This is a genomic window from Rhizobium sp. 0TCS1.26, assembly GCF_050455525.1.
Taxonomy (GTDB): Bacteria; Pseudomonadota; Alphaproteobacteria; order Rhizobiales; family Rhizobiaceae; genus Neorhizobium.
In genome coordinates this window covers 1262704-1287321 of record NZ_JBCIYV010000002.1, presented here as the reverse complement: position 1 = coordinate 1287321, position 24618 = coordinate 1262704, and the positions used below count along the sequence as shown (strand labels likewise).

The window sequence follows — 24618 nt, the reverse complement described above, 5'->3', positions numbered from 1 at the left end:
ATGATCCGCCTTCGCGGCTTCGCCGTAACGGCCTGCATGAGCTTGACGGTTTCCATCCTGGCAAGGGCGTGCCACAACGAAGCGAGGGCGGTATTTCCGCCGATCGATCGTATTCAGCATGGCCGCAGGATGAAACGTAGCGACAGGCAAACATCGGATCAGGATCTTGCACCGGCCGACCTCTCCCGCCTCCTTGCCGCAGTTGGCGAAAGTCGGGACGTCGAAGCCTTCGAGAGACTGTTTCGCTATTACGGGCCACGGGTGCGCTCCTTCATGGCGATGAAGACGCGCGACGTGCAGCTTGCGGATGAGTTGATGCAGGAAACAATGACGGCGGTCTGGAACAAGGCCGTGCAGTTCGATCCCGGCCGCGGCAACGTGTCCGCCTGGATCTTCACGATCGCCCGCAATCAGCGGATCGACGCCTTGCGCCGCAAGCGTCCGGTGTTCGACGAGACCGATCCGGTCTTCGTCAAGGACGACGTGCCGCCCGCCGACGTCGAACTCGAAGGTCGCCAGGATGCGGAGCTGTTGCGGCAGGCAATGCTGACGCTTCCCGCAGAGCAGATGGACGTGCTGCGCCGGGCATTCTTCGACGATGTGTCGCATTCCACCATCGCCGAGGACCTGGGCATTCCGCTCGGAACGGTGAAATCCCGCATTCGGCTGGCCTTTGAAAAGCTGCGCACGACGCTGGAGGGCCGGCGGTGAAGGTCAACCATCACATCGACGAAATGCTCTTGCTCGACTACGCCTCGGGCAATCTCTCGGAAGGCTGGAGCCTGGTGGTCGCCACCCATCTTGCGCTGTGTCCGGCATGCCGGCGACAGTTGCAGGCGATGGAAGGAGCGGCCGGTGCGCTGCTCGACAAGATCGTCGAGGGTCCGCAGGTGACGGCATCGGAATGGGAACGGATGAAGGCGCGCATCGTCTGCGAGCCTGCCGAAGAGCCGACAGCGCTTGCGAAGTCCGCCCCGTTGGCAGTGCCGAGTGTGATTCCGGAGCCGCTGCGGTCGTATGTGGGTGGCGATGTCGGCGACCTCAAATGGCGGGCATTGGGCCGCGGCGCCTACCACATCCGGATCGATACCGGCGATCGGTCGAGCCAGGTTCGTCTCCTGCGGATCCCGGCCGGCCGCCCGGTTCCCGAGCATACGCACGAGGGCCGTGAGCTGACCCTGGTGCTGTCCGGCAGCTTCCGGGATGGCGAAGAGGTCTTTGCACGCGGCGACGTGGAGGATGCTGACGGCGATCTCCTGCACACGCCGACGGCAACCGAAGGCGAGGACTGCATTTGCCTCGCGGTGACCGAGGCGCCGCTCAAATTCAGCAGCTGGATCGTCCGGCTGATCCAGCCGATCCTGAAGATCTGATAGCACCCCCGATACACGCGGAGATAACGATGTTGGTCTATGTGGTTGCCTACCTGTCGACGGCCGCCGTTTTCTTCGGGCTGGATTTTCTATGGCTGGGAACGGTGGCTACCGGCTTCTATCGCAGTCAGCTCGGCGAGATGATGCGTGAACGCCCGAATTTCGTCGCTGCGGGTGCCTTCTACCTCGTTTACGTCGCCGGCATCGTCTACTTCGCCGTACATCCGTATATCGCCGGCGGCAGCTGGAGCCAGGCGCTGTTTGCCGGTGCGCTGCTTGGCCTCGTCGCCTACGGAACCTATGACATCACCAATCTCGCGACGCTGAAGTCCTGGCCCCTGCCGATGAGCCTCGTCGATCTCGCCTGGGGCACGCTGCTCACAGGAACTGCCGCCGCGATCGGCTTGTTGGTTACCCAGAAGCTCGTCGGCTAACGCGACACCGTCTCCCAGCGCGTTGCGCGCCCGGTTGCCGGGCCGTCGGAACAAAGCCGGCGGGATTGTGTTCTCTCCCTGATCGCAGCGAACTCTTCGCAAAGCCGATCGCCCGCCACCAAAGGGAGAGTTCCATGACGGACAGAGACATGAACAGGGGTGACGGTCCCCAGGCCGGCTCCACCTACGCATCCATCACAGACCAGCCCGGCCGGTCGGACGGCCAGGGATCCTCGAACGCCGGCGCGCATGCCGACGGCGACCTGCGCCAGAAGGCCAAGGAAGACTTGGCCTCGGTGCGCAACATGGCGCAGGAAGAGTTTTCGAACGTGTCTGCCCGCGCCGGTGAAATGGCCGAGGAGCAGAAGGGTTTTGCCGCCGAGAAGATGGCCGGCATCGCTGCTGCCATCAAGAAGGCCGGTGACGAACTCGAAAACCAGGAACAGCCGGATGTCGGCCGCATGACACGCCAGATGGGCGAGACGGTCGAGCGCTTTGCTGAAGACATCAAGGGCCGCAACATGAGCGAGATCGCCGGCATGGCCGAAGATTTCGGTCGCCGCCAGCCGCTTGCCTTCCTGGGCATGGCTGCAATCGCCGGCCTCGCTGCCAGCCGCTTCATCGGGGCGTCCGCCAGCCGCCAGTCGTCGATGAAGCCGCGCACGACCGGCACCGCAGGCTCTGACCTCGGCACATCATCCACCACCCCACGTGCAACCGGCACCGCATCCGCGTCCGGCACCCGCACTGCCGCCTCCACGGCTGGCACCACGCCCAATCAGGGAGGCATCAATGGCTAACGGAACTGACAACCGCCCGCTTTCAGAACTGGTGACGGGCCTGGTCGGCGATATCTCCGGCCTTTTCCGCAAGGAGATCAGCCTTGCCAAGGCCGAGGCATCCGAAAAGATGTCGCGTGCCATCGTCGGCGTCGAGGCGCTTCTAGCGGGACTGATCTTCGCGATCGGCGCCGTCGGCGTGCTTCTGGCCGCCCTGGTCAGCGGCCTGTCTGCCTTCCTCATTGCCCGCGGCTTCGCCGAGCATAACGCCGAAGCACTGTCGGCTGTTGTTGTTGGCGTCGTGGTCGCGCTGATCGCCTGGGGCATGATTTCCCGGGGTTTGGCTGCCATCAAGGACAACAACCTCAATTTCGACCGCACCACCACCTCGCTTCGGCGCGATGCGCAGGTCCTCAAGGAGAGAACGTGATGGCTTACACCAACGATAATTCCAGCCCAGAGCAGATCGAGCGCGAAATCGAGCAGGACCGTCAGCGGATCGGTGCGAAGCTGGACGAGATCCAGAGCCGCATGTCGCCGGGCCAGCTCATCGATGAGGCGCTTTCCTATGCGAAGGGCAGCGGCGCAGCCGATTTCTTTGCCAATCTTGGCGGAGCGGTGAAGACCAACCCGATGCCGGTAGCGCTGATGGGCGTCAGCCTGGCGTGGATGATGGCAAGCCAGAATTCTGGTTCCACCACGTCCGCGACGCGCTATCCGGATGTCGAGGACGACGATGTGGATTACCCGCTGGCCACCGTCTCCGGCCCGGTCCGTCGTCTCGGCCCTGTCGAGCACGACACCACCGGCCGCTACAGCCACTTCACGGATTCTGCCGGTAGCCGGTTCAAGGCGATCACAGATGAAACCGGCCGCCGCGCCGGCCACTTCGTCGATCAAAGCGGCAAGACCTATCGCGGCTTTGCCGACTCTGCCGGCCGCCAGATCAACGATATCCGCGACGAGACCGGCAAGCTGTTCGACGATGCCTCTGGCTGGATCTCCAGCACCTGGCAGAAGATCGGTCATCAGGCCAGCAAGATGGGCCGCAACGTCAAGGAAGCGGGTCGCTCTGCCGGCAAGAGCTCGGCACACATGGGCGATACGGTGAAGGAGCAGACGATGCGGATGAATGAAGTCATCCTGCGTCAGTTCCAGGACCAGCCGTTGATCGGCGGTGCGCTTGCCTTCGCCATCGGTGCTGCAATCGGCGCGGCTCTGCCGCGGACCGAGCAGGAAGACGAGATGCTCGGCGAGATGGCCGACCAGGTGAAGGGCGAGGTCGCAAGCCGTGCTTCCGCGGCCATGGACAAGGCCGAAGATGTGGTGACCGATGTCTCGCACAAGGTCGCAGCCGTTGCATCCGAAGTGCACGACGTCGCACGCGAGCGGATTGCAGAGGAAGCCCAGCAGTATCGCCAGGCCGACGGCACCACCACGCCGCGCGCGCATTGACTCCTGCGCGAAGAATGTGACGCAGCAGGAAAGGTCCGCCTCCGGCGGGCCTTTCTCTGTCTGATATGAACGATACCGGAAATGCGGCGAGGCTTGAGATGGCAATGACAAGACAGGCGGCGGAGAGATCGGCGACGGAGAGACTGGAATGGCTGGCGCGTGCAGGTTACGCGGCGCGCGGGCTCGTCTATGTGATGGTGGCGGGCCTTGTGCTGCTTGGCAGTGTCGGCGGCGGTAGTCCGGATTCGAAGTCGGCGCTGCAACTGCTGCTGGATCAGCCCTTCGGTCGCATCTGGCTTGGTCTCGTTGCCGTGGCGCTCATCGGTTTCGTCCTGTGGCGCCTCATGCAGGCAGTCGCCAATGCCGACAATCATCCGGAGAACGCCAAGGGCTACGTCGCCCGGGCCGGAATGCTCGTCAGCGCCATCACCTACAGCGGTCTCGCTTTCTATGCCGTAAGCCACGCGCTGCAGATGGGCGGCGGTGGTTCCGGCGACGGCTCGCGGAGCTGGACTGCCTGGCTGATACGGCAGCCTTTCGGTCCCTATCTGGTCGGCATTGTCGGCCTGTGCATCCTCGGCGCCGGCTTGGCGTTGATCTTCAAGGGCATCGGCCGGCGCTATCGGCGGTTTCTGTCGCTCGACGCGCACCTGCATCCGGCGCTGGATCTCGCCTGCGTCTTCGGGCTTGTGGCCAAGGGCGTCGTGTTTCTCATCGTCGCCAGCTTCTTTCTCTATGCGGCCTTCGCCGTTGATCCCGATCAGGCAGGCAGCACCGCCGATGCGCTGACCTGGGTCAGGCAGTTGCCGTTCGGCGCCGCGCTTTATATCCTGCTGGGGCTTGGTCTCCTGTCCTTCGGCCTCTACGGTTTCATTGAGGCGCGCTACCGCCGGGTACAACCGCCGAGCCTGCAGCAGGCCAGACAGGCGATGCCGATTTAGCGTCTGGCCGGCTGCATGACGCACGAGTAAGAAGGACGATCGATGAACTATCGCAGGCTTGTCGGACGTGCCGCGCAGAGGTTCGTCAGCATGGAGCAGGCGAGCCTGCTGTTCTTTGCGCTGCTTGCCGGTGGTCTTTTCCTGTTTGCCAAGCTGACGAGCGAAGTGCTGGAGGGCGAAGCTTTCGCCCTGGACGAGCTCATGCTTTTGGCGCTGCGCCAGGCCGGTGATCCGTCGCAAACGATCGGCCCGGCCTGGCTCAACCACGCGGTCCGCGATATCACCGCACTTGGCGGCGTCACGGTGCTGTCGATCATGACCATCATCACCGTCGGCTATCTCGTTCTCTCGCGACGCTTCGAGATCGCCGTTTTCACCGCAGGCTCGGTGCTGGGCGGTTGGACCGCCAGCAGCCTCTTGAAGATCCTCATCGCCCGACCGCGTCCGGATATCGTGCCGCATCTGGTGGATGTCAGCGATCTGAGTTTTCCAAGCGGGCATGCGATGCTGTCGGCCGTGACCTATCTGACCCTGGGGGCGCTCCTGTCGAGGGCCCAGTCGACACGCAGCACCCGGCTTTTCATGATCGGCGCTGCGGTCTTCCTCACCTTGCTCGTCGGCTTGAGCCGGGTCTTCCTCGGCGTCCACTATCCCACCGACGTCCTGGGTGGCTGGTGCGCCGGCGCCACCTGGGCCTTGGCGTGCTGGATGCTCGCCCGGCGCTACATTTCCGCTCGGCCGGAGCCGGAGGCATCGGTCGCAGGTTCAGATCCCGACCCGCGTGACTGACCGGTCGCGATGCCCTCAGCCACCTGTGGAACTTTGGCGGCTGCCGCAAGTACCGCGCGCGTAACAACGCTCGGAGAAACATGCGTCACCTGTACGATTGCATCATCATTGGCGGCGGTCCGGCCGGGCTGACGGCAGCCCTGTATCTGGCACGCTTCCACATGTCGGTGCTGCTTCTGGATGCGGGCAAGAGCCGCGCCGACCTCATTCCGCTCAGCCACAACCAGCCGGCATTCCCGGATGGCATCTCCGGCAAGGATCTACTGGCCCGGATGCGCACCCAGGTGGATGGTTTCGGCGTGGCGCGGCGGCAGATCGAAGTGCAGGAACTGCGCAGCGATGGCGACCGTTTCGTCGCGGTCGGCGGCGCCGTGGAGGAGGTCGCCCGCACCGTGCTTCTGGCGACGGGTGTCATCAACCACCGCCCGACGATGGATGAGGCAATGCATGACGAGGCTCTGTTTCGCGGCCTGCTGCGCTATTGCCCGATCTGCGACGGCTTCGAAGTTACCGACAAATCCGTCGCGGTAGTCGGCACCGGGACGCACGGAGTCAACGAGGCCACCTTTATCCGCGGCTTCACCGATCGCGTGACGCTTGTGCCGCCGGTGGGCGGCCATCGGCTGAGCGGCGACGACCGCGCGCGTCTGACGGCGGCGGGGATCGTCTGCCTGGAGCCGGTACCGCACGCCATGGCCATCGATGGCGACGAGATCCGCCTCGACCTGCCGGAGACGTCGTTGACGTTCGCATCGCTCTATGTCGGCCTTGGCACGGAAGTACGCGGCCGTCTTGCGACGTCGCTCGGCGCCCGGATGTCGAAGGACGGCTGTCCGATTGTCGACCGCCACCAGCGCACGACGATCAACGGATTCTACGCCGCCGGCGATGTGGTGGCCGGGCTCGACCAGATCGTCAATGCCATGGGCCAGGGCGCCGTCGCGGCGACGGCCATCCGCAACGATCTGGCGGCACGTCGGCCGCTGATGCGCGTCGGCGGTGGACATGGGTGAAGCTCAGGTCACTGTGCCTTACGCAGAGTCCGGGCCCGGATCGGGTCGTGCGGGAGGTGTGGCCTTCCTGCCGCGCGTTCGCGAAGCGAGGATCTCAGCCAGCGTCACCGGATAGAGCGCCTGCGGATCGACCCCCACGTCGAACTGACGCGGCATCGGCTTCAGCCGGCCGTGCGAATGACCATGCAGATTGACGGCGCCCTTGCCCATCCGGTTCCAGGTGCGAAATGGATAGTGACAGAGAATGAGGAAGTGGCCGTCCAGCTCCATCTCGAGGTAGGAGCGGACGCTGGCCCAGCCGGGCCAATCCTGCACCATCTGTGGATCGTTGTTGCCGACGATGAGGTGCTTGCGGCCGTTCAACCGGGCAAGCAGCGTTTCAGGACTGCTGCGGCGGGTCGACATCACATCGCCCAGGTGGAAGACCTCGTCGTCTTCCTTGACGCGTTCGTTCCAGTTGCGGATCAGCGTCTCGTCGTGCAGGTCGAGATTGGCGAACGGCCGCCGATCTATCCTGAGGACGCGGGGGTCGTCGAAATGCGTATCGCTGGTGAAGTATGTGGTTGGCATTCTTCAACATATAGAGGCCGTCGCGCGCGAAGAAACCGTCGATCTGCCTTGAGGTTCAATAGGTGACGGTCACCACGACCGTGTCGTTGTAGACGCCCTGCGACGGCGTCGTCTGCGGCACAATGCGGCCGTAGATCGGAAAAGTCTGACCGGCGCCCGTGCCGACGGATCCCACCCCCTGATCGGCTGCCGGCCCCCAGACACGCGACCGCGCCGCATTTTGGTAAAGCCCATAGATGACCGCCTGGTTTCCTCGGGTCATTCGCCGCTGATCGGGCGCTGTTCCCGTTTCCCCATTGTTGAGCGCGATCGTGTATGGCAACCCGGTCGAGCAGGTCACCGATAGTGAACTTGTCGCATCCACCACGCTATCGATCACGCCGTGCGTACCGAAGTTCATCGGCAGGGCGTTGACGTTGCAGGTGCGGTCGACATTGGCGCGTACGGTGAACTGCGGTCGTGTCGGGTTCTGGTTGATATTGCTGCATGCGGTTGCCAGCGCGAGAGGCGCGTAGGTGAAGTTGGCGCCGCCGGCACCTGAGAACAACGAGGTGTACAGGCCGCCGGGTGCCGTCGCCTGCGGGCCCAGGATGCGGCCATAGATCGTTCGTGTCGCGTTCAGCGTCACTCCTGGCAGAACCAGCATATTGACCTGAGGTGGATTGCCGAAGCCCGTCGACGTATTCGATCCCCACGGTACCGTGCGGTTGGCGTCCTGAAAGAGCTGGTAGGTGATCCGGCTGCTCCCATTGGCGAGATTGCGGGTCGAGCCTGTGGCCGGCACCCCGCCGGCATTGAGGTTGAGGCAGATCCGGTAGGTGAGCGACAGCAGATCGGTGTTGGTGCAGGAGATGTTGACGGTCGCCGTGCTGTCGTAGGTGCTTGCACCGAGCAGATTGACGCTACCGAAATTGAGGTCGCTGATCGTGAAGCTGCAAGCGGCCTGCGCAAGTGCCGGCGACAGGGAAAGGAGCACGCCCAGCAGCAGAGAACGGACGATCTTTCTTAGCGGGTGGCGCTGCATACGGCCTCTCCTGTTCCCATGCTGTTGCTGGCGACCGCGATGGCCGGGATCGTTGCGCGGCAGGCGCCGCCTCCCGGCAGGACGAAGTCGATCGTCTGAGCCGCCTGCACGTCGTCGAGGAAGATCTGGCCGTCATAGCCGACGAGGAGTTCAGTGCCGGAAGGCGTCGTGCCTGCCGCGCCGACGGCGATGTGCTCGCCGCTCTCGTTCCGGAGCGTGATCAGCGCCGCCTGCAGCCCGGTCTCGACCTGGAAGTCTACGATCGCGCCGGCCCGATCCTTCGGTCGAACGATGCGCTTCGTCGTATCGATCTTGGCGTCGAGCGGCAGGTTGGTGGGGTCGATCGAGATCCTGTTCTTGTCATAGGAGCGCAGGTTCGGCAGGAGGATCTTGCCGCGCCGGTTCGTCTGGCCGATCGGACGGTTCTCGATCATCACGGACACATTCGGTGCGCCGGCATCGACGATGCCGAAAGCGTCATCGACGCGCTCGCCAAGAAACACGTCACCACCGGCCACAACGATCGATCCCTCAACCTGGCCATAGGTGCGCGTGTTGTCATTGATCGTCTCGACGCCGCCTTCGAGCCGCGCCGCCGGAGCCCGGTAGCTGGCGCTTGCGGCGGCAATCGCGTCCTTGCCCATCGATCCGCGCAGCCGCCAGCCGTAGCTTCCGATCTCCTGGCCTTCGGATCTGCTGATGTCGGTGGTGATCGCGTAGTGCTTGTCGTCGAGCGATGCTCCGACCGAAGCCGACAGGTTGCTGCCGAACGACCAGGAAAGTCCGGCGAATATTCCGTAGCTGTTCTCCTCCCCGAGATCCTTGTAGGCGGTGACGAACAGATTGGCGCTATCGCCGATCGGTCGGTTGGCCGTGACGCCGAGGATCCGCGAGCGCGTGTCGTCGAAGCTCTCGATCTGGGTGAAGGACAGGTTGAGCGTCGTCTCGCCGAACAGCGGAGGCGTTGAGACGGAGATCTGGTCGAGGGCCTTTGGAGGGAGGACGCCTTGGTCGTCGCCGGGGATGCGCGCATCCGAACGCTCCGCGGTGACCGAGGCGATATCGTTGAACTCGCCGAAGGTCCGCTGGGTGCGGGCAAAAACCTTGGCGCCGAGGATTTCGGTCTCAAGGCTGCCGGCAACCTGGAAGCCGGTCTCTCCGGCGAAGCGGCTGGTGGCACCGGAAAGCGAGGCGAGCGCATAGTCCGCGACGTTGAAGACCCCGCCGATGCCGACAGTGTAGAAGTCTTGCCCGGCCTCCGCATGGCCTTCCAGGGTCAGGCGGTCAGTCACGCCGTAGCGGGCGGTAGCCGATCCGACCAGCGCCTCGTCATAGTTGAAGCTGTCGATACCGAAGGACCGGCGGGCATAGCCGATCTCGGCCGAGAAATCGAAGAGACCGTCGGCAAGCAGATCGGCGGATGCGAAGAATGGCCGTTCGGATATCGTCTCGCGTCCGAGGCTGTCGCGCACGACGATCCGCGCCGTTCCGTGGCCGGTGACGACTGGCATGTTGGTGATGGCGAACGGCCCGGCGGGCACCTGTTCGGACAGACGGCGCGTATTGTCGACATAGACGTCAACGGTCGAGGGAACGGCGGCCGACCCGGCAAAGATCGGCATCGGCATGGTGACGGAATCCGGTCGCAGCGCGAAATTCCGCTGCACCTGAAGTCCGCCCATGCGGACCGGCCGTGTCCAGGCAAGCCCGCCGGTGATGATGTCGCCGCCATTATAGGTCATCATCCGGGCTTCGTCGGAATAGGACCAGGTCGTGTCCAGCCGCGTCATGTCGAAGGAGTTGTCGAGGCTCGTCGCGAAGATCTGCGAGGAGGACAGGACACCGAGCCCGCTGAAGGCACGGGCCTCCGTCAGGGCCGAGAGCCCCTGGAACTCGGCAAGGTCCGACCAGCCATTGCCGCCGGTGGAGGCATAGAGGGTGTAGTTGACCAGGGCGCCGGTCCCTGATCCCGCCTGCGTATCCTCGCCGTCCCCTGCCTCGGCCAGCGCCGTGGAAGGGGTTGGAGCCACGTCGATCACCTTCGCCGCACGCGCGGCTTCGACTGCAGAGAAACGCAGGATCTGGTTGTCCTCGTCATACTCCCAGGCGACGTTCGGCAGACGAGAGATCGCTACCCAGCCATCCTTCTCCACTGCGCTCCTGGCGGGGAGAATGCCGACATTCTTCAACTGGCTGGGCTCGATGAACAGGTTGCCTTCGAGATCCTGACGCACGGTCGCGACGAGCTGGGAAGAGACGTCGTTGACATAGACTTCGAGCTGCAGTTCGACAGGGCCGCCGATGGGCAAAGCATTCGCCACCGACGGAGGTGGCAAACCCTGCGCCGCGCTCTCAAAGCTCGATGTCATGACTGCAAGAGCCAGTATCGTCAGTCCGAAGGCGTCAGCCGCCCCTGACACTCGCCCTGGCACTGATGCTTCCAATGTCGCTCTCGGCCGATATGGTCAGAGAGTTGCCGCCAGCCTTGCCACCTGAAGCCGGAATGAACCATGTTGCGTTCGAGCGGCCGAGGACGTACCCGACCAGCCCTTGCTGTTTCGCCACGGCCGTGCCGCCGGCATCCAGAAGTGCGAGATTGGCAATCCGGATGCGCTTGCCGCCGCTGTTTGCGAGATTTACCTCATAACCGCCCTTCGTGCGGCGGACCGACCAGGCCGGCTCGGCACCCGTGTTGGAACCGGAGGAGAAGAACACCGGGATCGAGTGGCGCACGACGAGATTGACCGTTCCAGCCGGTTGCCGGTTGGCGGCCTGCGGCAATTCGTCGATGACCACCCGGTAGCTTTCCTCGCCGCGGACCGGCGTCTTCGACGTCCGAACGATGCGGATCATGTTTTCGCCGCCGCTTTCCAGCTTGGTGATCGGCGGGCTGACGACGACGTCCGTGGCGGGCGTGAAAACGTCCTTGCCGCCATTCTGGCTCCACTGGAAGATACGCACCTGGACATTCGCCGGACTCTGCGCATCGTTCCAGATCCGTAGCGTCGTCGCGGAAGTCGGTGCGCTGAGATCGACCAGGACAGGTGCGATGCGCAGCGATGCCGCGGTGGCAGGAGACAATTGCAAGCCCGCAATCAGGGTCGCCATCAGCAGAGTGATCCGCATGTTCAGCCTCCTGATCAATAGGTGAGAGTTGCCGTGACCGTATCCTGATAGACGCCTGCGGCGGGTGTCGCCTGCGGCACGACGCGTCCATAGACGGGATAGACCTGTTCAGCGCCGGTGCCGGTGCCCGGCACGGTATTGGTCTCGTCCCATACGGCGGTCCGCTCGGCATTGGTAAACAGCGAGTAGCCGATCGTTGCGCCACCGGGACCCGCCATCAGACGGGCCGCGACGGTGCCGCCCGGCGTCGTTCCGCCGTTCAGGCTGATGGCGTAGGGGACGCCCTGCGTGCACTGGACGGCGATCGCGCTGGCAGCATCGATGTTGGTGTCGATGACGCCGCTCGTGCCGAAGTTCAGGTTGGTCGCAGAGTTGATCTGGCACTCGGCCTGGATGGTGATCTGCACGTTGAAGTTGGCAGTCGAGGTCTGCGAGAAGCTGGGTGCAGGGGTCAGGGCGACGACGATACCGGCGACCGCAACAGGGCCTTTCAATGAGAGCATTCCCGATCCTTCCTTGTTAACGCAACCGAACTCCGAGACCGGGGCGACGCAAGATGCGCAACCAGACACAACCAGTGGCTCGTATATTCGGACTATCTCATATTAGACCTTAATCATCAATGAAGGGATTTTACAAGGTGGGGGTTGTAGCCTGGCAGGTTTTTGCATCCACCCCTCGCAAAACACGGCCTTTGGAGCACAGAGGCCAATGAAAAAGGAGAAGCGGCGGGACCGGAGAGCTTCTGCAGGCTCGCGGGCACGTTGTACGGCTCCGCGGATTGTCGACAGTTGACGGCAACGATCGGCAGCCTGAAGCGTGCCGGCCTTCATCATCCGAAACCGACCGCACGACGCTGTGCGCCCGCGCCGTCTGGGCAAGCGAGCCGACCGCTTCCGGTTGCAGGATGGCGAGCGCCGCTGTCGATGCGGGACGGGCTGGATCAGCCCTGCGACGTGACGGTCGCCAGGACTTTCTGAAGATGCTCGAGCGGAACCGGCTTGGTGAGATGGAAGTCGAATCCGGCTTCCGACGCCAGATCCTTGTCGCGGCTCTGGCCCCATCCGGTCTGCGCGATGATGGTGGTTTTCTCGAACTCCGGGTCGTTGCGCAGCGCCCGGCAAACCTCGTAGCCGTCCATGCCGGGGAGCCCGATATCCAAAAGGATCACATCGGGTCGATAATGCCGCGCGGCGTCGAGCGCCTGGCGGCCGTCATGCACAGCCTCGAACTGGTGCCCGATATCTTCAAGCAGCATGCCGAGCGTGTCGGCGATGATCGGATTGTCCTCGACGACGAGTACTCGCAGGCTGTGTCTCAATGGACCCGTCGGTGTTGTCGTTTCGGCTGTCTCCGCCAGTCGCGGCGAGGCGATGACGGGCAGCCGAATGGTGAACGTGCTGCCTCGACCCTGGCCGGCGCTGTAGGCCGTGACGGTGCCGCCGTGAAGCTCGATCAGCTGCTTCACCAGCGCAAGGCCGATGCCGAGCCCTCCCTGTGCCTTCTGCAGGTGATCGTCGATCTGCGTAAACAGGTGGAAGACCTTCGACTGCATGTCGGGCGGGATCCCGAAGCCGTTGTCTGAAACCGCAATGACGGCCGTCTCTCCCTGCAGGTTGACGGCGAGGTTTATCCTGCCCTTTGGCGGCGTGTACTTTGCAGCATTGTTCAGGAGATTGGAGATCGCCTGTGATAGACGCACCTGATCGCCGTCGACATAGAGCTGGTCGTCGGCGACGTCGACGGTGAGGGAATGCCCCGCCGAATCGATGGACGGCCGGCTCGCTTCGACCGCCGACCGGATGACATCTGCCAGCATGATCGGCTCCTTGCGCAGCTCGATCTTGCCCTGACTGACGCGCGACACGTCGAGCAGGTCATCGATCAGCCGCACGAGATGCACGAGTTGGCGGTCCATCATCTCGCGGATGTCGGAAGCGTTTTCGCCGTCGGGGCTGCGGCGCAGGATGTCGAGACCGTTGCGCAGAGGGGCCAGCGGGTTGCGAAGCTCGTGGGCGAGGGTCGCCAGGAATTCATCCTTGCGCCGATCGGCGTCCTTCAAGGCTTCGGCCTGCAGCTGCAGTTCGTCGCGCTGTGCGGCAATCTGCTGTCGCTGGCGGTAGAGTTCGAAGAACACGTCAGCCTTGCTGCGCAGGATATCCGCCTCGATCGGCTTCTGGATGAAGTCGACGGCACCCGCTTCGTACCCCTGGAACCGCCGCTTGCTGTCGGTGCTGCCGGCGGTGACGAAAATGATCGGTACCCGGCGCGTTCGTTCGTTGCCGCGCAGCAGTTCCGCGAGTTCGAAGCCGTTGAGGCCCGGCATCTGCACGTCGATGAGCGCCAGCGCTACGTCGTGCTCGAGCAGCAGTTCCAGTGCCTGATCGCCGGAGCGGGCTTTCAGCAGCTTCAGATCGTCGCGGCGCAGCAGCGCCTCGAGCGACAGCAGATTTTCCTCAAGGTCGTCGACCAATAGAAACGTGACTGGGCTCATGATCATACGATGCTCCGTAGATGGTCAGCGATCGCATCGAGCGACATGACTCTGGCGCCCGGACACGCTTTGATGGCTGCCTCCGGCATGGCTGACGCGAACGCCTCCTCGGGATCCTGAACAATGACATTGCCGCCCGCCGCGGCGACTGCTTTCGAACCTTGCGAGCCATCCTGGTTGGCTCCGGTCAGGATGATCGCCGTAAGCGCCGTCCCGAATACGTCTGCCGCGCTCTCGAACAACACGTCGATAGAGGGGCGAGAGAAGAGGACGGGCTCCTCGTTCGTCAGTGCCAGTGTCATATCCGCCTCGACCAGAAGATGATAGTCCGGGGGTGCAAAATAGGCCGTTCCCGGCTTGATCGGCTCTTTGTCTTCCGCTTCGACGGCGCTGATCCTGCTTTTCTTGCCGAACAGGTCGGCGAGCACGCTTCGCTTGTCCGGCGGCACATGCACGACGATCATCAGCGGATGCGGAAAGTCGGCGGGAAGCCGGGGCAGGATGACCGACAGCGCGTCCAGGGCGCCGGCGGACGCGCCGATGACGATGGCGCTCGTGCGCGGACCCGTCATTTGCCGATCCTCTGATAGATCTTCTCCTCGCGGACGAACTCGTTGAATGCGCCGGCATGGTCGGAAAACCGCAGGCTCTCCTTGGCGCCGAGGCCGAGGAACCCCTTCCGGGACAGGGAGTCCTTGAACAGGCCGATGGCGCGATCCTGCAGGGGCCGATCGAAGTAGATCATCACATTGCGGCACGAGACGAGATGCATCTCGCCGAACACGGCGTCCGTCACCAGGCTGTGGTCGGAAAATACCACCCGTTCCCTCAGCGAACGGTCAAACGTCGCCCGGTTATACCCCGTCGAGTAATAGTCGGACAGCGAGGACTTGCCGCCCGACTTCCGGTGGTTCTCGGTGAACAGCTGCAGCCGGTCGAGACCGTAGACGCCGGCCTCGGCGGTGCGCAGGGCATCCTGATTGATGTCGGTCGCATAGAAGATGGTCCGTTCTTCCAGCCCTTCCTCGCGGAACAGGATGACGAACGAGTAGAGCTCTTCGCCGCCGCTGCAGCCGGCAATCCAGATCTTCAGCGACGGATAGGTCTTCAAATGTGGCACGACCGTCTCGCGGATGGCGCGAAAATAGCTGGGATCCCGGAACATCTCGCTCACCTGCACGGTCAGGTAGCCGAGCAGGCGCGGCAGCATGGTCTCGTCGTGCAGCACCCGTTCCTGGAGCGCCGAGATGGTCGGGAAGCCCAGGTGCTCGCGTGCCTGCCGAAGACGGCGTTTCACCGACGCCATCGCATAGTTGCGGAAGTCGTAGTGGTAACGGACATACAGAGCCTCCAGCAGAAGCCGGATCTCGATGTCCTCGATCTTTTCGAATGTTTCGGTCACCGCGGCATCCAGACTCGAACCAGAGAAAGCAACTTTTCGACGTCGAGAGGCTTGGCCATGTAGTCGTTGGCACCGGCTTCGATACAGCGTCTTTGGTCGTCGGGCATCGCCTTCGCCGTCAGCGTGATAATCGGCAGTTTGCGCCACTCGGGCTTCTTGCGGATCTCACGCGTAGCGGTCAGGCCGTCCATCACCGGCATCATCACGTCCATCAGCACCAGATCGATCGCCGCATCCGGCTCGCCCTGCGACTTGGCAAGCTTGTCAAGCGCCTCCTGGCCGTTGCGGGCGATCTCGATGATCGCGCCGCGCGGCTCAAGGATGTTGGTGAGAGCGTAGACGTTGCGCACATCGTCCTCGACGATGAGGATCTTGCGGCCCTCGAGCAGCGCATCCCGGTTGCGCGCCTTGCGGATCATCTTCTGCTGTTCGGCCGGCAGTTCGGAAACCACCTGGTGGAGGAACAGGGTCACTTCGTCGAGCAGCCGCTCGGGCGACTTGGCGCCCTTGATGATGATCGACTTGGAATAGCGGCGCAGCCGCTGCTCCTCATCGGCGGATAGCACCCGTCCGGTATAGACGATCACCGGCGGGAAGGAATGGCTGTTGTCCTGGCTGATCGTCTCGAGCAGCGAGTATCCCGAGGCGTCCGGAAGCGACAGGTCGAGCACCATGCAGTCGAACGTCTGTTCCTTCAGAAGCGTCAGGCACTCGGCAGCGGTTCCGGCGCTGACGGTCTGGACGTCGTGCGAGGTCAGAAGCTTGGCTACCGCTTCGCGCTGCACCTCGTTGTCCTCGACGATCAGGACGCGGTGGACGCCCTGCATCAGCTTTGCCTCAAGCCGCTGCAGCACCTCGACGAGTTGCTCGCGCTGTACGGGCTTCAGCATGTAGCCGACGGCGCCGAGCGACAGTGCCGTTTCGGTGTAGTCGTCGGCCGAAACGATGTGGATCGGGATGTGCCGCGTACGCACGTCGCGCTTCAGCCGGTCAAGAACCGACAGGCCGGACTGGTCTGGAAGACCGACGTCGAGCACCATCGCGCTCGGCATGAACTGCTGGGCGAGTTCCAGTGCCTCCTGGGCGGTTCCGGCCACCAGCGTGCGGAAACCCATTTCCCGCGCCACGTCGCGCAGGATCGCGGCGAACGTATCATCGTCCTCCACCACCAGCAGGATTCGCTTGTCGTCCGAGGCGGCCGCGCGATCGTCTTCGACGATGCGGTGGCGATCGGCGCGACGCGGCTGCTTGTCTTCCGCGGCCGGTGCCGCTGCAGCAACGGTCGGGGCACTTGCGCTGAGGATGTCGCGGGATTCGACCTTCGACGGATCATAGGCCTCGGGAAGGATGACGGTGAACGTGCTTCCCTGGCCGTGCCGGCTTTCAACCTCGATCGAGCCGCCAAGCAGCCGGACCAGTTCCCGCGAGATCGACAGGCCGAGACCGGTGCCGCCATAGCGGCGGCTGATCGTGCCGTCGGCCTGATGGAAGGCCTCGAAGATCTTGCGTTGCTGTTCTTCGGCGATGCCGATCCCGGTGTCGGAAACGGCAAAGGCGATACGGCCATCCGCGGCCCGGCCGAGCGACAGGGTCACCTTGCCGCGTTCGGTAAACTTGAAGGCGTTCGACAGCAGGTTCTTCAACACCTGCTCCAGGCGCTGGGGATCGGTCTCGATGATCGGCTGCAGGTCCGGCGCGCTTGTCACCTCGAACGACAGCGACTTGTTCTGCGCGATCGGTTCGAACAGCTGACGCAGGCCATTGGTCATCCGCTCGATCGAAACCGGTTCGGGGCGGATGTCGACATGGCCGGCCTCGATTTTCGAGAGGTCGAGAATGTCGTTGATGAGGTTCAGGAGATCGTTGCCGGACGACTGGATCGTCAGCGCATATTTCACCTGTTCCGGCGTCAGGTTGTCGTCCGGATTGTCGGCAAGAAGCTTTGCCAGGATCAGCGACGAATTGAGCGGCGTGCGCAGTTCGTGCGACATGTTGGCAAGGAAGTCCGACTTGTAGCGGCTTGCCTGTTCCAGTTCGCGCGCCTTCAGCTGCACCGACGAGTTGACGCGCTCCAGATCGTCGCGCTGCGCCTCCAGCTGCTGCGCCTGCTCTTCCAGCTGCGAGTTGGTCTGTTCCAGCTCGACCTGTTGCTGCTCCAGCCGCGCCTGGGATTCCTTCAGCGCACGACCCTGCTCCTCCAGCTCCTCGTTGGAGACGCGCAGTTCTTCGCCCTGTACCTGGAGTTCCTCGGATTGACGCTGCGTCTCCTCCAGCAGGTTCTGGAGATCGCTGCGGTACTTTGCCGAGCGGATGGCGGTGGCGATCGACGCAGACGCCTGCTCAAGCAGGCTGAGGATGCTTTCGTCGACCGGCTGCAGGAATCCGAGCTCGATTACGGAGTTCACGCCTTCGTCGACGATCCCCGGCGAGATGACCAGGTGCCTCGGCTTGTCGCGGCCGAGCGACGAGCCGAACGTCAGATAGCCGTCCGGAACGTCGTTGATGAGAACGGTGCGTGCTTCGGCAACGGCCTGGGCGAGAAGCCCTTCCTTCGGCCCGAAGCGGGCGGGAATGGCAGCGCTGTCAGGCACGCCATAGGCGGCGGCGCGGCTGAAATCGTCCAGCTCCTTGACGTAGATCGTGCCCGCGACTGCACCGGCATAGCGGGACAGGAACTGCAGGATGCTCTCACCCAGCTGTTCGGTTCGCTGGTCGCCCATCAACGCCGCGCTGAGCCCGACCTGTCCCGACTGCAGCCAATCCTCGCGCCGACGGCTGATCGTCGCCTGACGCATCAGGAAGCCTATGGCGAGCGTCAGCGACACACCGAGCAAGGCGGCAAGAACGCTGCTGACGAAGGCGGTCTTGTAGGCGCCGTCCATTTCGAGCAGCCGCTGGGCGCGCAGCTTGGCTTCTTCCTGGCGCATCGCGTTCAGCTGCGTGCGGATCGCGTCCATCTCCGCCTTGCCGCGATCCGAGTTGACGACCGCCAGCGCTGCCTCGACGCCCTGCGTGCGCCGAAGCACGATCGTCTCGTTGAGTTCGGCGAGCTTTCCTTCGACATGGGTCTTCAGCAGCGCGATCCGCTCCTGCTGCGAAGGATTGTCCTGGGTGAGCTGGGCAATCTTCTCCAGCTGCCTGGGGATCGCCATCCGTGCGGCCTCGAAGGGGTCGAGGTAGCGCTCGCTGTTGGTCAGCAGGAACCCTCGTTGCCCGGTTTCGGCATCCTGGGCGCTCGAGATCAGCCCGTCGAGCGCGACGATCACCTCGTGCGAATGAATGACGCGGCTATTGTTGGTGCGCAGCGTATCGAGGTTGAAATAGGCGATAGCGCCACTCAGCAGGAAAAATGCCGTGGCGCCCAGGAGGCCAAACAGGACGGCCGGGTCGAGGCCGATTGTACGCCGGCTGGATGCCGGTGCTATGCGCTTGTTCATAAGGATCCCGATGGAAGAGGAAAGCAGAATGGATGACGACGACGGTATCAGGTTGACTTGAGCCTCAGTATTGCGACTGGGGATGGAACCTTCGACATCATTCCCGGTTCTGCACCTTGCAGGCCGTAGATACGCTGTTGCCGGCGCCCTTCCAACGCGTGGAATCTAGGGTAGTGAAGCCAGGCTTCAAGCGCCTGACGAGCCTATTGTGTCGGGGCGATGCGAGGGGACGTTGCCGGCGTTTCTGACACGCGGTGGGCGCCGTTATGAAGACCCAGCGTCACACTTCAGGGCGCGCTTCAGCTGGGCTGCAGGAGATAGCGGCGAACGCACGGGTCAATCCGCTTGGATACCGAATGTTCCGCCGTTCGCCGAACCGTCGACCTAATCCTGACGTGCCAACCGTCAGTATTTCTTCTTGCGAAAGGTCTTGTTGCCACGAGGGCCGCTGAGCACTGGTGTTCGATCACGATTCTCGGATACGAGGTTGCGCCACCGTTCAAGCCGGTCGGCGGCAAGACTACCCGTCTTGACGGCGGCCTGAACCGCGCAGCCCGGCTCATGCGCATGGGTGCAGTCGCGAAAGCGGCAGAGCGGTGCCAGTTCGGTTATGTCGGCAAACAGCGTGTCGATCCCGTCCGTGACGTCGCTGACATAGAGCGTTCGGATCCCGGGCGTATCGATCACCCAGCCACCGCCCGGAATGGCGTGCAGCGACCGCGCAGTCGTCGTGTGGCGACCCTGCGCGTCATGTTCACGGATAGTCCCGGTCTTCTGCTCCGAACCAGCTGCAGCTCCAGTCAGAGTGTTGACCAGCGTCGACTTCCCGACCCCGGAGGATCCCACAAGCGCGATCGTCTGTCCAACGCCGCACCACGAACGCAGGGATGTGATCGCATCGGCGGATTGCCCGTTCAGGGCAACAACTGGCAGATCGCGTTGCAATGCCTCCGCCTGGGCCTGGAATGAGCCGACGTCTTCAGCGGTGTCAGCCTTGGTCAGCACGATAACTGGCGTGCAGCCGGCCTCATTGGCCATGATCAGGTAACGTTCCAGTCGCTCGACATTGAAGTCGGCATTGCACGACGTCACAATCAACAGGGTGTCGATATTGGCAGCCACAAGCTGCTGCCCGCGTCCGACTTCCGGGCGCCGCCGGAACACGGTCTTCCGTTCGAGCCGGCTGAGAAGCATATCCGACTGTGGATCGGCAAGCACCCAGTCACCGACCGCAAAATCACCCGTGTTGGCGTCGGATGCGAGCTGCAGCTCGATCGGCCCCGCAACGCCGATCGTGTCGATGCGCGCCCGGTGAACCGAAGCAATGCGCATCGGAATCAGGTCCGCCTGGCCCTGCTTGATCTGATCTGCGAAAAAATCGGACCAACCCAGCAGTTCCAAAGGGGAGTGAGGACGGACGTTCGTCAAATTCGCGCTCGCATTGGCTTACAGACTTTGATCATGATGCGCCAAGACGCCGGACTAGCTGCGCTTCGGAAGCGAGTTTGCGTAAGCAGCAGCCTCGCCTGAATAGGGGAACTGTTCGCCAATCTGACGTACGCCATCGTAGACCTGGAAAGCGGGCCCGTCGATTTCGACGATCTTGTATCCGTTCACATATTCAAACTTCGGCGATTTCCAACCCAAGATGCTCTCCAGTGTCGATCGATGGTTCCGGAACTCTGAAGATGATGTCGACCGTCATGCCCAGCAGTCTGCTTTATCAGGTACTCCCGCAAAAGACGAATGAATCAGACCGCTTTGAGCTCAGGATCTTCCTGTAGTCGAAGGTGATCGGGATCGCCTGCGAATGCGGGCGTGGACGCACCTATCTGGAGACCGGAACCTGGATGTGCCGGACGCAGCTTCAAAGTGACGTGCAGCCTACGACTTGTTAAGACCTGCCTGCTGAAGTGCGCGGATGACGAAACGTCCTCGCAAGCCCAGCCGCCCGCTGCTTACCGACGATGCACCGGTCCAGAGCCGCCGGATCCGGCGGCGCGATCCCCGTCAGCCCGAGCTTGCCTTCGATCCGATGCCCGATCGCATCGAACCGTGCCTCGCCAAACTTGTCAGCCAGCCTCCTGCCGGCGACGATTGGTCCTACGAGATCAAGTGGGATGGTTATCGCCTTGCCATCCACTTCGAGACGAACAGGATCCGTATCCTGACGCGCGGCGGCCATGACTGGACCCACCGGTTCCCATCGATCGTCGCAGCCGCGCAAGAGATGCTGCCGCTCTCGGCCATCCTCGATGGCGAAGCGGTTGTCCTGGACGATCAGGGACGATCGGACTTCGGCATGCTGCAGAACTCGCTGGGTGGTCGAGGCGGCAAGAAGCCGGCGGGCGCTGCGATCCTTTATGCCTTCGACCTGCTCTATCTCGACGGTCACGATCTGACCGGCGTGGAATGCAGTTCACGTCGAAAGCTGCTCGAGGGGATGCTGACCGACGATGATGGCGCGATCCGCTTTTCGCATGAGATCGAAGCGGACCCGGAGACCTTCCTAAAGGCAGCCTGCCAGCACGGTCTTGAAGGCATCATCGCCAAGCATCGCGACCGACCCTACCGGTCGGGCCGCACGGGCGATTGGTTGAAGATCAAGTGCGTCGAGAGCGACGCCTTCGTGGTCGTCGGCTACGAACCATCAACGACCGACAGGGGAGCCGTCGGTAGTCTTGTGCTGGCGGCTCTGCGTGGCTCGGACTATGTGCATGTCGGAAGCGTCGGCACCGGCTTCACACGGGCTGTTGCGCGCGAGCTCAAGCAGACGCTGGACCTGCTGAAGACCAGGACACCGGCGATCCGGCTGCCGGGAAAGCAGCTGGTGCTGACCAGCCCGACGCTGATTGCCGAGATCGAGTATCGCGGCTGGACGAATGACGGCAGCCTGCGCCACGCGTCCTACAAGGGGTTGCGCGACAGGCAGGACAATGCCGACATCTACCGCCTCGCATAAGGGCTCCGGCCTCTAAAGGAAGGCTTCCTTCCGATCGGTCAGACTGCAAGTGAAGAGCCGATCATCGGCTCGAGCGAGGCTGCGCGGCTGACGGTCCTGCCGTCTGCATCCACGACACTGACCGTCATGGCAGCCTTATCCGCCTAGTCCAACGCGGCAGCGGGCTCTGTGCCTGATGATCTCAGTCGCAGAGCCAAAACCAAGGAGACACAACCCTAGGGAGCAAAAAGAAGACGCCGTTTTCGGGGTCGCGAGGGCTGAGCAGCGCCGTTATTTGGCGGGAGTTGTGCTGCGGTGTGACACCGAAGGCGTTCGGAGCATCCAGGAACAATGGCTCTGTACGAGGGTTGTAGTTCGCCTCCAACCAAAGGACATCAATATGTTTATGCGAGTCGACCAGCTGCAGGCTTCCCTGCCGGCTCCCAAACGTGCAGACCCAAATGCCGCAGCCGCGCTGCAGGAGCTCCTCGGCGGCAAGTATGGTGAGATGTCGACGCTTGGAAACTACATGTTTCAAAGCTTCAACTTCCGATCGAAGGAGAAACTGAAGCCTTTCTACAGCCTCGTCGCGAGCATCACCGCCGAGGAACTCGGCCATGTGGAGCTTGTCAGCAATGGTGTCGCCATGCTCAACAACGGTCCAGACAAGCCGAAGGGCGATACGGGTGACGGCGGCGATATTTCCGGAGCGCCGTTCGAGGACATGAAGGACATACGCCTGGCTGCAGCCTTCCTGTCGGGCGGCGGCGGTGCCATGCCGGTCAACAGCAACGGCATCTCCTGGAACAACGACTTCATCACCACGACCGGCAACGTCGTGATCGATCTCCTGCACAATTTCCATCTGGAGTGCGGGGCGCGGCTGCATAAGCTGCGCGTCTACGAGACCCTGACCGATCCGACCGGCCGCGAAGTCTGCGGCTATCTTCTGGTGCGCGGCTCGGTTCACGCCCATGCCTATGCGCTGGCTCTCAAGAAGATCACCGGCGTCGAGATCGAAAAATTTCTGCCGACGCCGAACATCCCGCTGAGCAAGATCCCGGAGTGCCAGAAATATCTGGACGAAGGATCGCACCGCCGCCTCTACACCTTCAGCCCGAACGACTACAAGGAGATGTCGGGCATCTGGGGCAATGGCGAAGTCGCTCTTCCGAATGATCCGCCGGGCGAACTTGAAGTTATTGACGGAATGCCCGAAGGCGGAAAAATCCATCAGCTCGTCGGCGTCCCCTCGGCATTTACGCCCGACTACGCGCCGGAAGAAATGTTCGAGATCGCCCAGAAGCTCTACAAGAAGTCGAGATAACTCGACCAGAAGCAAGAAACGGAACGAGGCCCCCAGACGAACCGGGGCCTCGCATCACGACACGCTGCGTCCCATGGCAGGTCGAGGCGCCACAGTGTGGCGCTTGTGCTGCGCTTGTTTGGCCGGCGATTGGTCCTATATCGATGACATCGGCATTGCTGATGAACGTTGAAAATACTCGATGTTCGCAAGTGCCGCCGTCGCTTCACCGTCGATCACATGTGATCTGACCAGTTGAAGACGGCGATGATTGAGGTCGGTGCGGCAACGCCCGGCCTTTTCTCATCTCTGCCACGATGAAAGCACACCATGAAAAAGACAGATGCGACCCAGCAGATCAAGCGGGCCGAGCGGCAGGTTGCCAACACGAGCGGCGGCGGCCATCTCGGCGGGACGAACCACGGCCAAGGTTACGACGCTAAGACCACCGGCGCACACAGCCAGGGCAGCAAGGCAAAACCCTCTTCCAAAAGGTAGTTGCTTAACGACTTGATCCCTGCCCGTCTCTTTGGATGCGGGCAGGGGGGCTTGCAGAAGGCGGCGTGGCCTCAGGCATCAGGGATCGAAGGCACGCCTGTTCTTGAAGGCCTTCATAAGCGGATCGAGGTCATGCGACGACGGCCCAAATCTGCTGAAGAGTTCGGCCGCTTTGGCGAGCGGCAGATCATAGGCAGCCTGGAACGTTTCGACAGTGTAGTTGACTGTTTCTTGCGTGGGCTTCTGCTTGGTCTGGGTCATAGAAAAAGCCTCCTTGCGACGCGCAAAGAATGCTCCAGCGCAAAATAAGTTCCTGCAGCGCTGCCCGCGCTGATCTCTCGCAATCACAGAGTGTCAGGGGCGTAATCGGGTGGAGCCGGTAGGTGACAGCCGCATCCAGTCTGGTGTTGATGAAGGGCAGCTTCATCGGACTGCGTCGTGACCAGTGCTCGACATCCGGCACGGGCCGAATGGAGCGATACGTAAGCCGCCTCGCGTGCCTTGAGCCGGAAATCATCCGCACATGACTGTCATCCGTACGCATGACGACTCCGCACCGCTAACCTGCCTTCGACATGGTCAAAAGCAGTCGATAATCACTCCGAGTGAAACATGCCCGTGGCATTCGCCACTTCGGAGCGCATCGCATCCAGGGAACCGCGCAGGACCCGGAATTCAGCGCTGAGCGCGGGAGCCGCATCCTGCTCCTCCCAATAGAGAAGCGTATTGTGCCACCCGGTCGTCGTCTCAATCAGGCCGCGAACGCGCTGCATCGTTCGCTCATCCGGCTTGGCCGCTGCCCGCTCTGCATTCTGGGCAAGCTCCACCAGGTCGTTTGCCTCGACGCCCCAGATCGGCCGGGCCGCGCGAAGCTTGATGATCTGGGCGTTGATGTCGTCTATCTGAGTTTTTTCCATATAATTGATACGGCAGCGTGGCTGCCACCTTCAATGCCCGGTAAAAAACTAAAGGTTGACTTTGCGTGGGGCAGTTTCTATTTATGGTTTATCGATATTTTGCTTGCTGAGCTTTGGTT

General features: G+C 62.7%; 24 protein-coding genes. 12 read left to right on the top strand and 12 right to left on the bottom strand.

Annotation, left to right across the window (positions count from 1 at the left end; translation table 11 throughout):
• The first annotated feature begins 129 nt into the window (after nucleotides 1-129).
• The 9 genes from AAIH46_RS13535 to AAIH46_RS13495 all read left to right on the top strand — a co-directional run bounded on the left by AAIH46_RS13535 (nucleotide 130) and on the right by AAIH46_RS13495 (nucleotide 6784).
• Nucleotides 130-711, top strand: coding sequence for a sigma-70 family RNA polymerase sigma factor (locus AAIH46_RS13535; RefSeq protein ID WP_430306390.1), 582 nt, complete (start codon nucleotides 130-132; stop codon nucleotides 709-711).
• On the top strand, nucleotides 708-1373 hold the full coding sequence (locus tag AAIH46_RS13530; RefSeq protein WP_430306388.1) for a ChrR family anti-sigma-E factor: 666 nt from the start codon (nucleotides 708-710) through the stop codon (nucleotides 1371-1373). Before AAIH46_RS13535 ends, AAIH46_RS13530 begins: the two co-directional genes overlap by 4 nt.
• A 29-nt stretch (nucleotides 1374-1402) precedes the next feature.
• On the top strand, nucleotides 1403-1807 hold the full coding sequence (locus AAIH46_RS13525; RefSeq protein WP_430306387.1) for a DUF2177 family protein: 405 nt from the start codon (nucleotides 1403-1405) through the stop codon (nucleotides 1805-1807).
• 134 nt (nucleotides 1808-1941) lie between these two features.
• On the top strand, nucleotides 1942-2607 hold the full coding sequence (locus AAIH46_RS13520) for a nutrient deprivation-induced protein (RefSeq protein ID WP_430306386.1): 666 nt from the start codon (nucleotides 1942-1944) through the stop codon (nucleotides 2605-2607).
• Nucleotides 2600-3016 (top strand): phage holin family protein, encoded by a 417-nt coding sequence (locus tag AAIH46_RS13515; RefSeq protein WP_430306385.1) that lies wholly within the window; start codon nucleotides 2600-2602, stop codon nucleotides 3014-3016. The genes AAIH46_RS13520 and AAIH46_RS13515 overlap by 8 nt, the downstream gene beginning before the upstream one ends.
• On the top strand, nucleotides 3016-4041 hold the full coding sequence (locus AAIH46_RS13510; RefSeq protein ID WP_430306384.1) for a DUF3618 domain-containing protein: 1026 nt from the start codon (nucleotides 3016-3018) through the stop codon (nucleotides 4039-4041). The genes AAIH46_RS13515 and AAIH46_RS13510 overlap by 1 nt, the downstream gene beginning before the upstream one ends.
• A 104-nt stretch (nucleotides 4042-4145) precedes the next feature.
• Complete coding sequence (locus AAIH46_RS13505; RefSeq protein ID WP_430306383.1) at nucleotides 4146-4982, top strand: DUF1206 domain-containing protein; 837 nt, start codon at nucleotides 4146-4148, stop codon at nucleotides 4980-4982.
• Nucleotides 4983-5024: 42 nt separating this feature from the next.
• A complete protein-coding gene (locus AAIH46_RS13500) occupies nucleotides 5025-5771 on the top strand; it encodes a phosphatase PAP2 family protein (RefSeq protein WP_430306382.1) in 747 nt (248 codons plus the stop codon).
• An 80-nt stretch (nucleotides 5772-5851) separates the two neighbouring features.
• Nucleotides 5852-6784 carry an NAD(P)/FAD-dependent oxidoreductase gene (locus tag AAIH46_RS13495; protein ID WP_430306381.1) on the top strand — a complete coding sequence of 311 codons (933 nt, stop codon included), beginning with the start codon at nucleotides 5852-5854 and terminating at the stop codon, nucleotides 6782-6784.
• A gap of 18 nt (nucleotides 6785-6802) precedes the next feature.
• Here AAIH46_RS13495 and AAIH46_RS13490 read toward each other — a convergent pair whose 3' ends face one another.
• The 10 genes from AAIH46_RS13490 to rsgA all read right to left on the bottom strand — a co-directional run bounded on the left by AAIH46_RS13490 (nucleotide 6803) and on the right by rsgA (nucleotide 20265).
• Complete coding sequence (locus AAIH46_RS13490) at nucleotides 6803-7354, bottom strand: metallophosphoesterase family protein (RefSeq protein ID WP_430306380.1); 552 nt, start codon at nucleotides 7352-7354, stop codon at nucleotides 6803-6805.
• A gap of 55 nt (nucleotides 7355-7409) precedes the next feature.
• Nucleotides 7410-8378, bottom strand: a complete 969-nt coding sequence (locus AAIH46_RS13485) for a Csu type fimbrial protein (RefSeq protein WP_430306379.1) — start codon at nucleotides 8376-8378, stop codon at nucleotides 7410-7412.
• Complete coding sequence (locus AAIH46_RS13480; protein ID WP_430306378.1) at nucleotides 8360-10747, bottom strand: fimbria/pilus outer membrane usher protein; 2388 nt, start codon at nucleotides 10745-10747, stop codon at nucleotides 8360-8362. Before AAIH46_RS13480 ends, AAIH46_RS13485 begins: the two co-directional genes overlap by 19 nt.
• A 34-nt stretch (nucleotides 10748-10781) precedes the next feature.
• Nucleotides 10782-11504 (bottom strand): fimbrial biogenesis chaperone, encoded by a 723-nt coding sequence (locus AAIH46_RS13475; protein ID WP_430306377.1) that lies wholly within the window; start codon nucleotides 11502-11504, stop codon nucleotides 10782-10784.
• Between the two features lie 14 nt (nucleotides 11505-11518).
• Nucleotides 11519-12007 carry a Csu type fimbrial protein gene (locus tag AAIH46_RS13470; RefSeq protein WP_430306376.1) on the bottom strand — a complete coding sequence of 163 codons (489 nt, stop codon included), beginning with the start codon at nucleotides 12005-12007 and terminating at the stop codon, nucleotides 11519-11521.
• Nucleotides 12008-12447: 440 nt separating this feature from the next.
• The gene (locus AAIH46_RS13465; protein ID WP_430306375.1) at nucleotides 12448-14004 is read right to left on the bottom strand and encodes a response regulator; all 1557 of its coding nucleotides are present in this window, start codon (nucleotides 14002-14004) and stop codon (nucleotides 12448-12450) included.
• Nucleotides 14001-14570, bottom strand: coding sequence for a chemotaxis protein CheB (locus AAIH46_RS13460; protein ID WP_430306374.1), 570 nt, complete (start codon nucleotides 14568-14570; stop codon nucleotides 14001-14003). Before AAIH46_RS13460 ends, AAIH46_RS13465 begins: the two co-directional genes overlap by 4 nt.
• Nucleotides 14567-15400, bottom strand: coding sequence for a CheR family methyltransferase (locus AAIH46_RS13455; protein WP_430306373.1), 834 nt, complete (start codon nucleotides 15398-15400; stop codon nucleotides 14567-14569). The genes AAIH46_RS13460 and AAIH46_RS13455 overlap by 4 nt, the downstream gene beginning before the upstream one ends.
• Nucleotides 15397-18837 carry a response regulator gene (locus AAIH46_RS13450; RefSeq protein ID WP_430306372.1) on the bottom strand — a complete coding sequence of 1147 codons (3441 nt, stop codon included), beginning with the start codon at nucleotides 18835-18837 and terminating at the stop codon, nucleotides 15397-15399. Before AAIH46_RS13450 ends, AAIH46_RS13455 begins: the two co-directional genes overlap by 4 nt.
• A gap of 405 nt (nucleotides 18838-19242) precedes the next feature.
• Entirely contained in the window at nucleotides 19243-20265 is a 1023-nt protein-coding gene (gene rsgA, locus AAIH46_RS13445; protein ID WP_430306371.1) for a ribosome small subunit-dependent GTPase A, read from the bottom strand.
• Between the two features lie 493 nt (nucleotides 20266-20758).
• On the opposite strand from rsgA, the gene ligD reads away from it, so the two are divergent.
• The 3 genes from ligD (at nucleotide 20759) to AAIH46_RS13430 (ending at nucleotide 23582) form a co-directional block, all read left to right on the top strand.
• Nucleotides 20759-21799, top strand: coding sequence for a non-homologous end-joining DNA ligase (gene ligD, locus AAIH46_RS13440; RefSeq protein ID WP_430306370.1), 1041 nt, complete (start codon nucleotides 20759-20761; stop codon nucleotides 21797-21799).
• 379 nt (nucleotides 21800-22178) lie between these two features.
• Complete coding sequence (locus tag AAIH46_RS13435) at nucleotides 22179-23105, top strand: manganese catalase family protein (RefSeq protein ID WP_430306369.1); 927 nt, start codon at nucleotides 22179-22181, stop codon at nucleotides 23103-23105.
• Between the two features lie 309 nt (nucleotides 23106-23414).
• A complete protein-coding gene (locus tag AAIH46_RS13430) occupies nucleotides 23415-23582 on the top strand; it encodes a hypothetical protein (protein ID WP_430306368.1) in 168 nt (55 codons plus the stop codon).
• Nucleotides 23583-23660: 78 nt separating this feature from the next.
• On the opposite strand, the gene AAIH46_RS13425 is transcribed toward AAIH46_RS13430, so the two are convergent.
• Nucleotides 23661-23843 (bottom strand): hypothetical protein, encoded by a 183-nt coding sequence (locus tag AAIH46_RS13425; RefSeq protein WP_430306367.1) that lies wholly within the window; start codon nucleotides 23841-23843, stop codon nucleotides 23661-23663.
• 335 nt (nucleotides 23844-24178) lie between these two features.
• On the bottom strand, nucleotides 24179-24499 hold the full coding sequence (locus AAIH46_RS13420) for a hypothetical protein (protein ID WP_430306366.1): 321 nt from the start codon (nucleotides 24497-24499) through the stop codon (nucleotides 24179-24181).
• Between the last annotated feature and the right edge of the window lie 119 nt (nucleotides 24500-24618).

Excerpts from the sequence above, each read along its gene's own strand:
- AAIH46_RS13520 (WP_430306386.1), top strand. The coding sequence starts at position 1,942 with ATGACGGACAGAGACATGAACAGGGGTGACGGTCCCCAGGCCGGCTCC.
- AAIH46_RS13505 (WP_430306383.1), top strand. The coding sequence starts at position 4,146 with ATGACAAGACAGGCGGCGGAGAGATCGGCGACGGAGAGACTGGAATGG.
- AAIH46_RS13500 (WP_430306382.1), top strand. The coding sequence starts at position 5,025 with ATGAACTATCGCAGGCTTGTCGGACGTGCCGCGCAGAGGTTCGTCAGC.
- AAIH46_RS13430 (WP_430306368.1), top strand. The coding sequence starts at position 23,415 with ATGAAAAAGACAGATGCGACCCAGCAGATCAAGCGGGCCGAGCGGCAG.
- AAIH46_RS13515 (WP_430306385.1), top strand. The coding sequence starts at position 2,600 with ATGGCTAACGGAACTGACAACCGCCCGCTTTCAGAACTGGTGACGGGC.
- AAIH46_RS13480 (WP_430306378.1), bottom strand. The coding sequence starts at position 10,747 with ATGACATCGAGCTTTGAGAGCGCGGCGCAGGGTTTGCCACCTCCGTCG.
- AAIH46_RS13525 (WP_430306387.1), top strand. The coding sequence starts at position 1,403 with ATGTTGGTCTATGTGGTTGCCTACCTGTCGACGGCCGCCGTTTTCTTC.
- AAIH46_RS13535 (WP_430306390.1), top strand. The coding sequence starts at position 130 with ATGAAACGTAGCGACAGGCAAACATCGGATCAGGATCTTGCACCGGCC.
- AAIH46_RS13420 (WP_430306366.1), bottom strand. The coding sequence starts at position 24,499 with ATGGAAAAAACTCAGATAGACGACATCAACGCCCAGATCATCAAGCTT.
- AAIH46_RS13435 (WP_430306369.1), top strand. The coding sequence starts at position 22,179 with ATGTTTATGCGAGTCGACCAGCTGCAGGCTTCCCTGCCGGCTCCCAAA.
- AAIH46_RS13465 (WP_430306375.1), bottom strand. The coding sequence starts at position 14,004 with ATGATCATGAGCCCAGTCACGTTTCTATTGGTCGACGACCTTGAGGAA.
- AAIH46_RS13460 (WP_430306374.1), bottom strand. The coding sequence starts at position 14,570 with ATGACGGGTCCGCGCACGAGCGCCATCGTCATCGGCGCGTCCGCCGGC.
- AAIH46_RS13470 (WP_430306376.1), bottom strand. The coding sequence starts at position 12,007 with ATGCTCTCATTGAAAGGCCCTGTTGCGGTCGCCGGTATCGTCGTCGCC.
- ligD (WP_430306370.1), top strand. The coding sequence starts at position 20,759 with ATGACGAAACGTCCTCGCAAGCCCAGCCGCCCGCTGCTTACCGACGAT.
- AAIH46_RS13450 (WP_430306372.1), bottom strand. The coding sequence starts at position 18,837 with ATGAACAAGCGCATAGCACCGGCATCCAGCCGGCGTACAATCGGCCTC.
- AAIH46_RS13475 (WP_430306377.1), bottom strand. The coding sequence starts at position 11,504 with ATGCGGATCACTCTGCTGATGGCGACCCTGATTGCGGGCTTGCAATTG.
- AAIH46_RS13495 (WP_430306381.1), top strand. The coding sequence starts at position 5,852 with ATGCGTCACCTGTACGATTGCATCATCATTGGCGGCGGTCCGGCCGGG.
- AAIH46_RS13485 (WP_430306379.1), bottom strand. The coding sequence starts at position 8,378 with ATGCAGCGCCACCCGCTAAGAAAGATCGTCCGTTCTCTGCTGCTGGGC.
- AAIH46_RS13510 (WP_430306384.1), top strand. The coding sequence starts at position 3,016 with ATGGCTTACACCAACGATAATTCCAGCCCAGAGCAGATCGAGCGCGAA.
- AAIH46_RS13425 (WP_430306367.1), bottom strand. The coding sequence starts at position 23,843 with ATGACCCAGACCAAGCAGAAGCCCACGCAAGAAACAGTCAACTACACT.
- AAIH46_RS13490 (WP_430306380.1), bottom strand. The coding sequence starts at position 7,354 with ATGCCAACCACATACTTCACCAGCGATACGCATTTCGACGACCCCCGC.